Here is a 12,431-nt window from a genome sequence, read left to right on the forward strand (position 1 = left end):
GCATCATGACTCGTTATGCCCGGCGGTTTTAAGAAAGGAAATACACCGTCCATTAGCCAATCACCGTTAAGAGTTGCTCGATGGCACCGTCAATATTGGCCTGAATCGTACAACCGGCTGCTTTCACATGACCGCCGCCGCCGAAATGATTGGCAATGGCATTCACATCGGTGACCTTGGCACGCAAGCTGACACGAGTTACATTAGTATCCACTGCTTTTAGCAAAATAGCAATATCTACCGTATCTACATTGCGAATCAAATCGACATAGCCGTCCGTATCATCGCCTACTTTAGCCATTAAGGCTTCGTCGAGAGCCAACACGGCGACTTTACCGTCTTTATAAAAACGAATAGTCTGTAAAGCCTCTTTCATCACTTCAATACGAGCAACCGTAGTCACTTCCACATGTTCGGAAATAACATTCGGCTTGGCACCGTTCTTAACACAAAGTGCCGCCATATTTAAGGTGTTCTCAGTTGTATTGCTGAAGCGGAAGAAACCGCAGTCCGTAGCAATGGCCATATATAATGCATTGGCCATCGTTTCCGTAATCGGCCAGTTCCAGCTTTCACACAAGTCAGTTAAAATCTCACCTGTTGCCGCAAATTCGGGCAACAAATATAAACCGGCCGCAAAATGACTGTTAGAAATATGATGATCGATATTATAAATCGGGGCTTTACATAATTCGCCGACCCGACCGATGCGTTCGAACGTGCTGGCATCCAATACGAGCAACATGTCCGTTGTCCAATCGGTCATAGTTTCGATGGAATGAATTTTATCCACAGGAGCCAAAAAGTTGTACTTTTCTGGAATGATGTCATCCACAACCATAGTGACGGTCTTACCTTGTGCCGTCAAAGCTTCATAAAAAGCTAAGAGTGACCCCAAGGCATCGCCGTCCGGATGAACATGAACTGTCAAAATAATATTTTGGGCTTTATCTAAAGCAGTTTTTAAAGCCTTCTTATTTATCATCGCCATGTTTGGCCTCATCCTTTTTGATGTCATTGAGTAAAGACTCAATGTGCATACTGTAATCTAATGAAGTATCGGCGTCGAAGAAAATTTCCGGTGTATAGCGCAAATGCAATACTTTGCCCAGTTCGCTGCGAATATGGCCGGCTGCATGACGCAAAGCCTGCAAGGACGCTTTTTTCTCTTCGTCTTTACCGAACAGACTCACATAAATAGTAGCCTGACGTAAATCGCCCGTCACTTCTACTTCGGTAACGGTAACGAAGCCGATGCGCGGATCTTTAAGACCACGCATCAACATGCCGCTTACCTCTTGTTTAATAAATTCCTGTAACTTACGTACGCGAACGTCACTCATAGACGCCTCCTAAATCTGTGGTTTAATTTCTTCCATCGTAAAGGCTTCAATGATATCGCCTTCTTTAATATCACGGTAACGTTCGATGGAAATACCACATTCAAAACTACTCTTTACTTCTTTAACTTCATCTTTGAAGCGACGTAAGGAATCTACATGACCTTCATGAACAACTACACCGTCACGAATCAAGCGGATTTCCGATTTGTTCGTAATCACACCTTCAGTCACATACGAACCGGCTACAATCGCTTTTGGTGTGGAAATAACCTGGCGCACTTCCGCACGGCCCAAGATAACTTCCTTGAATTCAGGTGTTAACATACCGCGCATAGCGCTTTCCACGTCGTTGATGGCATCGTAAATAACGCGATACGTACGAAGGTCAACGCTTTCTTTTTCAGCCGCCTTACGAACGACTGCATCAGGACGAACGTTAAAACCGATAATAATCGCATTCGATGCGGATGCGAGCATAACGTCGGATTCGTTGATAGCACCTACCGCCGCATGAACGATAACGATACGAACTTCCGGATTCTTAATTGCTTCTAAAGACTGACGCAATGCTTCTACGGAGCCTTGAACGTCTGCTTTAATAATAATATTTAAGTCTTTTAATTCACCCTGTTGAATCTGATTAAAGATATCGTCCAAGGTAACTTTATGACTCGTACCCATTTCAGCTAAACGCTGTTTTTCCACACGTTTTTCGGCAATTACACGAGCTTCGTTGTCATCAACGGCATTCATGATTTCACCGGCCTGCGGAACGTCGGACAAACCGAGCACTTCCACCGGCATGGATGGACGAGCTACTTTTACTTTTTCACCGCGTTCGTTCGTCATAGCACGAACTTTACCGTATGCTACACCGGCAATGATGTTGTCACCAACGCGGAGGCTACCTTTTTGTACCAATACAGTACATACAGGACCACGGCCTTTATCGAGTTTAGCTTCGATAACAACGCCTTGCGCATTACGGTTAGGGTTAGCTTTTAATTCCATAACTTCCGCTACGAGCAAGATATTTTCGAGCAAGTCATCAATACCCTGACGCTGTTTAGCGGATACAGGCACCATGATTACATCGCCGCCCCATTCTTCAGGCAATAAACCGTGTTCAGCCAACTGCTGTTTAACATGATCAGGGTTGGCACCCGGTTTATCCATCTTATTGATGGCTACGATAATAGGCACATTAGCGGATTTTGCGTGGTTAATCGCTTCGATTGTCTGCGGCATAACACCGTCATCGGCAGCAACTACCAATACGGCAATATCCGTAGACTGAGCACCGCGCAAACGCATAGCGGTAAACGCTTCGTGGCCCGGCGTATCCAAGAATGTAATCTTGTTGCCTTTATAACGAACCATATAAGCACCGATATGCTGCGTAATGCCGCCTGCTTCGGATGCGGTTACGTTAGTTTGACGAATTACGTCCAATAAGGAAGTTTTACCATGGTCAACGTGACCCATAATAGTAACAACCGGCGGACGTGGCTGTAAGCTTTCCGGCGAATCTTCCACTTCTACGATTTCAGTAGGATCTTCTTCCGGTGCCGCTTCAGAAACGGTTACACCGAATTCTTCCGCTACGATGGACGCCGTATCAAAGTCGATTTCCTGGTTGATGGTCGCCATAACGCCTAATAACATTAATTTTTTGATGATTTCACTCACTTCACGGCCCATAGCTTCCGCTAATTCTTTAACCGTTAAAGTCTGGCCGATTTCAATGTGAGTAGCAATCATAGCTTCTGCTTTACGTTTTTCTTCTTCTTTGTGCTGGCGATTCTGTTCATTACGCTGTTTTACGCGATTTTTGCTCTTCGCCAAAGAAGTGGACAATAAGGACTGTGGACGGTTGCCGCCACGGTTTTTCTTGTCCTTTTTATTGCGACGGTCATTGTTATTATCGCGACCACCGTCACGATTGTTGCGACCTTCTTTATTGCTGTTGCGATTGTCGCGATTGTTTTTACGATCATTATGATCATTGCGATTGCGGTCTTGATGTTCGTTACGATTGCCGCCCTCGTTTTTCTTATCGCCGTGACGATTATTGCGGTCATTACGGTCTTGACCTTTGTTGTCTTGACGGCGATTATCCTGGTTGCGGTTATCCTGACGCTGTTCTTGACGATTACCATGTTTTTGGTTCTGCTGGTTGCGAGAATCCTGACGGCCCTCATTATTACGATTGCCATCATTATTACGGTTACCGTTATTTCCTTTATTCGTGTTAGGCTTCTGACCTTGTTCGGCACGACGGGCTTCTTGTTTATGAGCCGGTTTCTGACCGTCAGATTGCTTTGCCTCACCTTTAGGGGCTTCGGATTTATGAGCGTCTGCTTTTTTAGGTTCCGCTTTTTTATGACTTTCTTTAGCTGCCGGTTTAGCACTTATTTCAGCCGCCTTTACAGGCGCTTCTTTTGGTGCCTGAGCACTGCGGTTTTTAAAATGTTTGGTAACAAGTTCAATACCTGCATCATCCAAACCGCTGGCCGGCGTCTTAGACTCATAACCGTTACGGCTTAAAAAGTCTATAATCTGTTTATTTTCTACATTTAGTTCTTTACTTAAATCACGTATTCTTTTTTTTGACATCTGCATGCCCCCTCAAATCAATTATCTATTTCTTTGAGCATTGCCTTCGCAAATCCCACATCATTTACAAGTACAATAGCTCTTTGTTCTTTGCCGATGGCATGACCCAGTTCCGCTTTTGTCAAAACATTTCTAAGCGGAACATCATATTGCTGAGCTAACCATATATATTTCTCCGCATTATTCTTAGCACAATCAGTTGCCAGCAAGGCTAAGGGAACATTTCCCCGCTTAATTGCTTTCTCCGCTACAAAATCGCCGGATAACAATTTACCTGCTCGCTGTGCCATGCCTAATAAATTCTTAAATTTCGTTTCGTTCATTTGCTTATTCAGCCTCGTTAAGCCCTAATTCAGCTTTCAGATTTTCATAAATATCAGCTGATACGGCTCGTTTTAAGGAGCGTTCCAAGCGCTTCGCTTTATAAGCAGTCTCAAAGCATTCCGCTTTCGGTTCGATATAAGCACCGCGACCGGCCGCTTTGCCGGTTCTATCTATAGCAATCGTACCTTCCGGTGAGGCTACGATGCGCAGCATCTCTTTCTTATTACGCAACTCGCCACAACCTACACAGATACGCATAGGAGGTGTTTTTTTCTTCATTACGCTTCACCGTCACCTTCAAGCAATTCATTAGCAGCCGTTTCCGGTTCTACTTCATCTGCTTGTGTTTCGCTCTTAATATCGATTTTCCAGTTTGTCAATTTAGCAGCCAAACGAGCATTCTGACCTGCTTTACCGATAGCCAAAGACAATTGGTAATCCGGTACAATAACGCGAGATGTTTTTTCTTCTTCGTTTACATCTACGGAAATTACTTTAGCAGGGCTCAAAGAGTTGGCAATATAAACAGCCGGATCTTCATCCCATTTTACGATATCAATTTTTTCATCGTTTAATTCATCCACGATGTTCTGAACGCGCTGACCTTTAGGACCTACGCAAGCGCCAACCGCATCAATCGTTTCATCACGAGATACTACGGCAATTTTAGAGCGCATGCCCGGTTCGCGAGCAACGGATTTCAATTCGATAACACCTTCATAAATTTCAGGCACTTCTAATTCGAAAAGGCGTTTTAACAGGCCCGGATGAGTACGGCTGATCATAATCTGAGGACCTTTGGTGGTCTTTTTAACTTCTACGATGTAGCATTTAATGCGATCGCCTGCTTTGTATGTTTCCGTCGGAATCTGTTCAGCCGGTGGTAAAATGGCTTCTGTTTTGCCAAGGTCAACGAATACATTGCGACCTTCTACACGCTGTACAAGACCGGTGATGATATCACCTTCACGGCTGAAATATTCTTCGTACACAATGCTGCGTTCCGCTTCTTTAAGACGTTGAATCAACATTTGCTTAGCCGTATGAGCAGCGCTACGTCCGAAGTTCTTAGGTGTTACATCAACTTCTACAATGTCGCCCACTTCAAAACGCATATCCCGTTGTTGAGCTTCGGCGAGAGAAATTTCTTTCTCTGCGTCCTCAACTTCAGCAACTACGGTTTTCTTGGCAAAAACCTTATATTCACCGCTCTCACGGTTTAATTCTACATAGGCGTCCTGATTGGAACCCGGCTCCTTACGGTAAGCCTGCAGCAATGATGCCTCCAAGGACTCAAACACCACTTCCGGCGATACACCCTTCTGCTTTGTTAACACCATAACTGCCTGTACTAATTCTTGACTCACTTATTATTCCTCCAATATTTTCTGTTTTAGTTTTTTATCTTTAAAATTCAAAATGCAAACGAATCTGTGCAATAGCACTTCGTTCTAACACGATTGGGTTTTCCCCGACTTGAATCGTAATAGTCTCATCGGTAAACTCGCCCAGCGCTCCGGTAAATTGCTTCTTCCCATCTACCGGCTTAAACAACTGTACATCAACGTCGGCGCCTTGATAACGAACAAAGTCTTTGTCTTTTTTCAAAACACGATCCAGTCCCGGTGAAGATACTTCCAATAAATAATTTTCTTTAATCGGATCTTTAGCATCCAACACTTCACTCAGCTTCTCGCTGACAATCTGACAATCATCAAGATCGACTCCGCCCGGCTTATCTAAATATACACGCAAATACCAATCCCGTTCGCGCACATATTCCACATCCACCAGTTCCATCTCTGTGCCCTCAATAATCCCTTCCACTATCGAGGATACAAATTCTTCCACGGCTTCTCTTTTCATGGTCATCGCCTCCTTCATTTTGATGTAACACCTGTAATATTACTCACATCGTATTTGCCAAGCACTTGCCTGTCTGTACGCCTGCATAGTGTTTTACTATAAAGTAAAGAGTGAGCCAAGGCCCACTCTTTTAAAAAAGCTTATTTCGAATCACGTATATTATATCATGAACACTGCCAAAACACAAATACTATAACCGATTTTGCAAGTCCGTAAGCACTCTTACAAGCTCACTTTCCAGTTTTGCTTCCAATTCCGGCAATGTCTTTGCGTCGAGGTCATGGTTAATCTCCGGATAATTGTGTCGCCGAAGCTCTGCAAAAAACTCATCACGCAGTACATTGTAGAAAAGTAACAGCCCCGACGTATCATCCATTATGCGATATTCGCCGATAATGTACGAGCCGTTAATCATGCACACCCCATTACTTGGGGCAATATCCCGCACAAAAGGACCTACCTGTTGAGGTAAAAACTCTTCATAGGCCCAGTCAGCAAGGCCTTTGTGTTTATATGCATACGTAAACATTTTTTGAGGCTCGATTAATCGCTCGGTGAGACCTTGCTCAGCGCGCTCTTTCAGCACTGCCTCAAACTCCTCCCAAGAACCACGAATAAAGTTAATATCCGTAAAAGAGAAAAGCGGCATCACTACATGAACTGTATAATCGTCAACTTCCTTATCATACAAAGCTTCCCAACGCCATCCCAGTTCATTTTCATAATGAAAAAAGCGATAATACAAGTCTTCTGCCGTCGTATCGATTACCAGTTTAAAATCGCCCAAAGTATTCGGCAACCATGAAAAATCATAGGTGCGTTCCTTACATTCTGCAATTACATCTGCCATCTGAAATAATCCTTCCTCTTGATTTAATACTATTGATTGTCATCCATAGCGTATAGAGACTCATATTTTTCCTGATTTTTTAAAACAGCCGTTACATACTCACGAGTCTCCGCAAACGGGATTTGCTCAATATCGTCGAAGTCATCGCCCCAATCGTATTGGCTCATCCATTCTTCCACGTGACCACGACCGGCATTATACGCAGCCAAGGCCAAAATTTTATTGCCTTTAAATTCATTCAGCAAATACGCTAAATACCATGTCCCCAGCTTAATATTAGTATCCGGTTCTTTAATATCATTATCGGTCAACTTTGGTTCATTCATTTGTTCCGCAATCCAGTGTGCCGTGTCCGGCATGAGTTGCATAAGCCCCAAAGCACCCGGTGCCGATTCGGCATGTTCATTGAACTTACTCTCCGCCAGAATTACCCCCGCGACTAACGAATAGGGAATCTTATTGGCCCTGGCCGCTGCATGTACAGTGGCACTATGTTCTAAAGGATACGCATAGGTGCGCGCCAGATACGGTTCGCCCACAGCGAAATAGTACCAGCCTAAAATTACGAGGCACCATGCTAAGAATGTAGAGCCTTTCATGCATCCTCCTCAGTAAAAACATGTCCTTTTGCTTGCCATAATTGTTCTAACTGCGCCGCTAAATCCGCCAAAGTGCCATTATTATCAATCACAACATGACTATAGTTTTTCTTCTCCGCTAACGGCATTTGACTGGCAATACGAGCTTTTGCTTCTTCTAAGGTATACCCGTTACGTTCCTGCAAACGAGCCGTCTGAACATCTTCGTTGATAGCTACGAGCCACACTTCATCCATTTCCTTATACCAATTGGTTTCAATGAGTAAGGGAATATCATAGATAACCGCCTTGAAGCCTTCTTTGGCAAAATTTTCAGCTAATTCGTCAATGCGTTGTTTAATGAAGCTGTGTAAAATTTCGTTGGTACGCTTCCGTTTGGCTTCATCGTTAAAAATAATACTGCCCAACTTCGGACGATCAAGCGTGCCTTCCGGCGTAAGAATTTCATCACTGAATTCTGCCACCAAAGCCTTTAGGCCCGGCGTGCCCGGCTCAACAACTTCACGCGCTACTATATCCGCATCAATAATAGGTGCTCCTTTATCTCGAAGCCAGTTGGATACGGTACTTTTTCCGGACGCAATACCGCCGGTTAAACCAATCTTATACATCGTAACTCCCGATAATGTAATAAAAATAATCTTAATGTTGGCAATGTCCGCAAAATACGGTATGACGTCCTCGCAAGGTCATATCCTGGAGCGTCCGTTTACAGCGAACACAAGGTTTACCGCCACGACCATACACCAATAAATGTTCCTGATTTTGCCCTTTGCCGCCGGCACCGTTTTTATAATCGCGAAAACTGGTACCGCCATTAGCCAAACTATCACGTAACACTTTCCGCAGAGCTCGGTGTAAAGCCTTCGTCTCCGCTTCACTCAATGAATCGGCCGGTCTGGTCGGCATAACATGGGCCAAAAACAAAGCTTCATCGGCATAAATATTACCGATGCCGGCTACAAATTGCTGTCCCAGTAAGAACGGCTTTATCGGCATAGAACTACGCCGTGTCAACTCATATAGTTTACCACTTGTGAAAGCTCGACTCAATGGTTCAACGCCCATATTCAGATACGCTTTTAAATCAATCTCTTTCTCCGACTCAAACACATAGAGCGCCCCTAGCGTACGCACATCGCCGTACGCCAGCATTGTCCCGTCGGTAAAGTGAAACAGAATGCGGTCAAAACGCTCTACCTCAGCACTTGGCCGATAGATTAACCGACCCGTCAATTTCAAATGAATAATTAACTGTAAATCAGAATTCTGCCAAGTAATGATTAAATACTTCCCTCTTCGTTTTACGGCTTCGATGGTCTGCCCGGTAATTAGCGTTTCCGCCACATCAGCCGGACAATTACGCCACATGCGCGGCAGTAAAGATTCCACATAAGCTACCGTTTTACCGGCTGCGTGTTCATGGATATATTCTTTTATCAGTTCCACTTCCGGTAATTCCGGCATTCGTTTCACCTCTTAACCAATTATAGAGTGATTATTGTATAGGCCTATACACCTATATAAACGTTTGAGCTTTTAATTTGGCTCTGATTTTGTTAAAAATTTTCTATTATTTCACATCCGCCCAGTTCGTAGCACTGTGTACGTCTACAATGAGCGGTACTTTTAATTCCACTACACTGTCCATGATGTCTGCCAATAACTTCATGACGGCCTTTTCTTCTTCTTTAACGACTTCCAATACAAGTTCGTCATGCACCTGTAACAAAAGACGAGATTTAAAGCCATCAGCTTCTAGGCGCTGTTCCACCTGATTCATGGCCAATTTAATAATATCAGCCGCACTGCCCTGAATCGGCGTGTTCATCGCCGTACGTTCCGCAAAGGAGCGGCGATTAAAGTTACGGCTGTTAATATCCGGTAAAGAACGGACACGGCCGAACATAGTGCGCACCATGCCGGTTTCATGTGCTTCCGCCACCATATTATCCATATATTCTTTAACTTTAGGATAACGATGGAAATATAGTTCAATATAATCTTTCGCTTCACCGCGGGTAATACCTAAATCACGGGACAAACCAAAATCACTGATACCGTAAATAATGCCGAAGTTAACCGCTTTCGCATGGGAACGTTCAGTCGGCGTAACGTCTTCAATCGCTTTACCGAGCACTTCAGCGGCCGTAAAACGGTGAATATCTTCGCCATCCATAAAGGCTTTAATGAGAGCCGGATCCTCCGACAAATGCGCCAAAATACGAAGTTCAATCTGCGAATAGTCCGCACTCACCAAAGTATCGTAGCCTTTACCCGGCAAGAACAATGCTCTAATCTCACGTCCTTTTTCCGTACGGACCGGAATATTCTGCAAATTCGGATCGGAACTGCTGAGGCGCCCCGTAGCCGTTACCATCTGATTAAACGTGCTGTGAATGCGTTCCGTTTTTTTATCGATTAACGGTTTCAAACCTTCCAAATAAGTAGAAATCAATTTAACTACCGTACGATATTTCAAAATGAGCTCAATAATCGGATGGTCGTTGCGAAGCATATCGAGTACTTCCGCATTGGTGGAGTAACCCGTTTTCGTCTTTTTCAAAACAGGTAAATTTAATTTTTCAAAGAGAATAACACCCAACTGTTTCGGCGAATTAATGTTAAACTCTTCCCCGGCCTCTTTATAAATGGCATCGCGTAATTCGTTAGCTTCCGCTTCGAAGCGAGTTTGAGTTTCTTCTAAAGCTGCTTTATCAATGTAAATACCATTCTTTTCCATAACGAGCAAGGTATGTACGAGCGGTAATTCAATGGTTTTATATAAATCCCAGAGACCGTTATCCTTGAGCACTTCCTGCGCTACTGATTGCATAGTGAGTAAAGCCTTTGCCGTGGCGGCAGATTCATTGGCATCACCCGTAGCCGGCACGGTCGGTGCACTGAATCGTTCGGTCAAGTAAGAAATACCATAATTGGTACGCGTCGGATCCGCCAAATAAGCCATCAAAGTTAAATCCCAAATTCGCGGTTCACCGTCGGCTGTAAATAAAGGCATGGTACCCGGTCTTGCGTCCCCCGTCACTTCGAGGAGTAACTTACTGTCCTCCGTCGTAATCGTAGCCGCATCCTTTAGCATAGTCGGCAACAATTCGGCGAACTTAGCATGACCGCCGTCTAAACGAGCTACCGTTTCACCATTGGCCACAAAAATTTCGTCAATTGTACGGAATGGATGGGCACCACCGGCTTTAACGACAATACCTAAATCTTTATTTTTGTAAAAGTCAGGTGTAATCGCTTCAATACCTGCGATTTCCAATTTGGAAGCCGTTGGTGATTCGGCAAAATCCGCAAATAAGGAGTCGCTATCAACCGGTGTCGGCGCCGTAATCCCCATAGCCTTGATGAGACGCGGCGTTACGCTGTGAAAACCTAAACGATCAAAGAGCGGCACGATTTCCGTTTCATGAGCTGACGTTACAAAATCGGAAGCTTTATAATCTAAGTCCATATCGGTTTTAATAGTCGCTAAGGTGCGCGACAAGAAAGCCAACTCTTTATTGTCGGCCAATTTTTCTTTTAACTTACCTTTTATGGAATCAATATTATCGTAAACGCCTTCTAAAGTACCGTATTCATTAAGCAATTTAAGAGCCGTTTTTTCACCGACGCCGGGCACACCCGGAATATTATCGGAGCTGTCCCCCATGAGGGCCTTCATATCAATAACCATGTCAGGGCCATAGCCGTATTCGTCCGCCATATTATCGGGACGAACTTCGAGCATATCGCTGATACCCTTTTTAGTTAAATAAACCGTGCTGTGTTCATCAACGAGCTGCAAGCTGTCGCGGTCACCGGTGATGATATACACGGCCGTATCTTTATTTCCCAGTTTTTTGCTTAAAGAGCCGATAATATCGTCCCCTTCATAGCCTTCTTCTTCGATAACCGTAATTCCGAGTGCCTCTAACACTTCACGAATAAGGCCAAACTGAGGACGCAAATCATCCGGTGCATTTGGGCGATTGCCTTTGTAGTCCGCATAAAGCTCCGTACGGAATGTTTCTTTCCCCTTATCAAAAGCTACCGCCACATAATCAGGATGTAAATCATTATATAGTTTAACAAGCATGGTTAAAAAACCGTACACCGCATTGGTCGGCACGCCCAGCGCATTACTGAGCGGCGGTAGCGCAAAAAAAGCACGGTACAACAAACTGCTGCCATCTATAATCATTAATTTTTTCATAAAGCACCTCTTTACCATCAATATCGACTTTATAGGTTATATATTACATACCTTATAGGTCATACGTATTCAAAGGCCATACCTTCTTTGGCTATAGCTTTTCAAAGGTTATACCTTCCTATTCTATACGTTTTCAAAATTTAGCTGTATAATATATAGTCTAAACTAATGTTCAACATATCTGAAACTATTATATCATAAATATAAGGCAAAACTAATCTTTATAAGGTATTGCACAACAATACGCACTGTGCTATAATTATTCAGGTATATTATTGTAATCATAAGGAGGTGACTCAATTGCCAAATATCAAATCCAGTATTAGAAGCGTAAAAACGGACGCTGAACGTCGTGCGAAAAACTCCGCTGTGAAATCTCAAATTCGTACAGCTACACGCAAAACGGTTGAAGCTGTAGAAGCAGGCGCAGTAGAAGATGCTAAAAAAGCACTTGTTCAAGCTACTAGCGTAATTGATAAAGCAGCCTCCAAAGGCGTTCTTCATAAAAACACAGCAGCTCGCAAGAAATCTAACTTAACGGCTAAAGTGAATGCTTTATAATTAAAGCACAAAAGCGTTGTAACCTATGATCTGCACCCATTTTCTTGGACAGAAGT

At 43.8% G+C, this 12,431-nt stretch carries 13 protein-coding genes; 1 reads left to right on the top strand and 12 read right to left on the bottom strand.

The features are described 5' to 3' along the window. Positions 1–52: 52 nt before the first annotated feature. The 12 genes from QZL64_RS07575 to polA all read right to left on the bottom strand — a co-directional run bounded on the left by QZL64_RS07575 (position 53) and on the right by polA (position 11,814). Positions 53–991: a DHH family phosphoesterase gene (locus QZL64_RS07575; RefSeq protein WP_021841403.1), complete on the bottom strand. Its 939-nt coding sequence runs from the start codon at positions 989–991 to the stop codon at positions 53–55. Then, a complete protein-coding gene (rbfA, locus tag QZL64_RS07580; protein WP_006556878.1) occupies positions 975–1,343 on the bottom strand; it encodes a 30S ribosome-binding factor RbfA in 369 nt (122 codons plus the stop codon). The genes QZL64_RS07575 and rbfA overlap by 17 nt, the downstream gene beginning before the upstream one ends. A 9-nt stretch (positions 1,344–1,352) precedes the next feature. Next, positions 1,353–3,959, bottom strand: a complete 2,607-nt coding sequence (gene infB, locus QZL64_RS07585; RefSeq protein ID WP_021841404.1) for a translation initiation factor IF-2 — start codon at positions 3,957–3,959, stop codon at positions 1,353–1,355. A gap of 17 nt (positions 3,960–3,976) precedes the next feature. After that, the gene (locus QZL64_RS07590; protein ID WP_021841405.1) at positions 3,977–4,282 is read right to left on the bottom strand and encodes a L7Ae/L30e/S12e/Gadd45 family ribosomal protein; all 306 of its coding nucleotides are present in this window, start codon (positions 4,280–4,282) and stop codon (positions 3,977–3,979) included. A gap of 4 nt (positions 4,283–4,286) precedes the next feature. After that, complete coding sequence (rnpM, locus tag QZL64_RS07595; RefSeq protein WP_021841406.1) at positions 4,287–4,562, bottom strand: RNase P modulator RnpM; 276 nt, start codon at positions 4,560–4,562, stop codon at positions 4,287–4,289. Beyond that, positions 4,562–5,650: a transcription termination factor NusA gene (nusA, locus tag QZL64_RS07600; protein WP_021841407.1), complete on the bottom strand. Its 1,089-nt coding sequence runs from the start codon at positions 5,648–5,650 to the stop codon at positions 4,562–4,564. Before nusA ends, rnpM begins: the two co-directional genes overlap by 1 nt. A gap of 40 nt (positions 5,651–5,690) precedes the next feature. Beyond that, positions 5,691–6,149 (bottom strand): ribosome maturation factor RimP, encoded by a 459-nt coding sequence (gene rimP, locus QZL64_RS07605; protein ID WP_021841408.1) that lies wholly within the window; start codon positions 6,147–6,149, stop codon positions 5,691–5,693. A 190-nt stretch (positions 6,150–6,339) separates the two neighbouring features. Continuing rightward, positions 6,340–6,999, bottom strand: coding sequence for a hypothetical protein (locus QZL64_RS07610; RefSeq protein ID WP_021841409.1), 660 nt, complete (start codon positions 6,997–6,999; stop codon positions 6,340–6,342). Positions 7,000–7,028: 29 nt separating this feature from the next. Next, on the bottom strand, positions 7,029–7,598 hold the full coding sequence (locus QZL64_RS07615) for a lytic transglycosylase domain-containing protein (RefSeq protein ID WP_021841410.1): 570 nt from the start codon (positions 7,596–7,598) through the stop codon (positions 7,029–7,031). After that, a complete protein-coding gene (gene coaE, locus QZL64_RS07620; RefSeq protein ID WP_021841411.1) occupies positions 7,595–8,209 on the bottom strand; it encodes a dephospho-CoA kinase in 615 nt (204 codons plus the stop codon). The genes QZL64_RS07615 and coaE overlap by 4 nt, the downstream gene beginning before the upstream one ends. 31 nt (positions 8,210–8,240) lie before the next feature. Next, complete coding sequence (gene mutM, locus QZL64_RS07625; RefSeq protein WP_021841412.1) at positions 8,241–9,065, bottom strand: bifunctional DNA-formamidopyrimidine glycosylase/DNA-(apurinic or apyrimidinic site) lyase; 825 nt, start codon at positions 9,063–9,065, stop codon at positions 8,241–8,243. 106 nt (positions 9,066–9,171) lie between these two features. Beyond that, positions 9,172–11,814, bottom strand: coding sequence for a DNA polymerase I (gene polA, locus QZL64_RS07630; RefSeq protein WP_021841413.1), 2,643 nt, complete (start codon positions 11,812–11,814; stop codon positions 9,172–9,174). Between the two features lie 300 nt (positions 11,815–12,114). Between polA and rpsT the strand changes: the two genes are divergently transcribed. Beyond that, on the top strand, positions 12,115–12,375 hold the full coding sequence (gene rpsT, locus QZL64_RS07635) for a 30S ribosomal protein S20 (protein ID WP_006556889.1): 261 nt from the start codon (positions 12,115–12,117) through the stop codon (positions 12,373–12,375). Positions 12,376–12,431: the final 56 nt, after the last annotated feature.

It is taken from the genome of Veillonella sp. CAG:933, from assembly GCF_000431435.1.
In the GTDB taxonomy this organism is placed as follows: Bacteria; Bacillota; Negativicutes; order Veillonellales; family Veillonellaceae; genus Veillonella_A.

Coding starts and splice junctions, on each gene's coding strand:
- QZL64_RS07575 (WP_021841403.1), bottom strand. CDS start 991: ATGGCGATGATAAATAAGAAGGCTTTAAAAACTGCTTTAGATAAAGCC.
- rbfA (WP_006556878.1), bottom strand. CDS start 1,343: ATGAGTGACGTTCGCGTACGTAAGTTACAGGAATTTATTAAACAAGAG.
- infB (WP_021841404.1), bottom strand. CDS start 3,959: ATGTCAAAAAAAAGAATACGTGATTTAAGTAAAGAACTAAATGTAGAA.
- QZL64_RS07590 (WP_021841405.1), bottom strand. CDS start 4,282: ATGAACGAAACGAAATTTAAGAATTTATTAGGCATGGCACAGCGAGCA.
- rnpM (WP_021841406.1), bottom strand. CDS start 4,562: ATGAAGAAAAAAACACCTCCTATGCGTATCTGTGTAGGTTGTGGCGAG.
- rimP (WP_021841408.1), bottom strand. CDS start 6,149: ATGAAAAGAGAAGCCGTGGAAGAATTTGTATCCTCGATAGTGGAAGGG.
- QZL64_RS07610 (WP_021841409.1), bottom strand. CDS start 6,999: ATGGCAGATGTAATTGCAGAATGTAAGGAACGCACCTATGATTTTTCA.
- QZL64_RS07615 (WP_021841410.1), bottom strand. CDS start 7,598: ATGAAAGGCTCTACATTCTTAGCATGGTGCCTCGTAATTTTAGGCTGG.
- coaE (WP_021841411.1), bottom strand. CDS start 8,209: ATGTATAAGATTGGTTTAACCGGCGGTATTGCGTCCGGAAAAAGTACC.
- mutM (WP_021841412.1), bottom strand. CDS start 9,065: ATGCCGGAATTACCGGAAGTGGAACTGATAAAAGAATATATCCATGAA.
- polA (WP_021841413.1), bottom strand. CDS start 11,814: ATGAAAAAATTAATGATTATAGATGGCAGCAGTTTGTTGTACCGTGCT.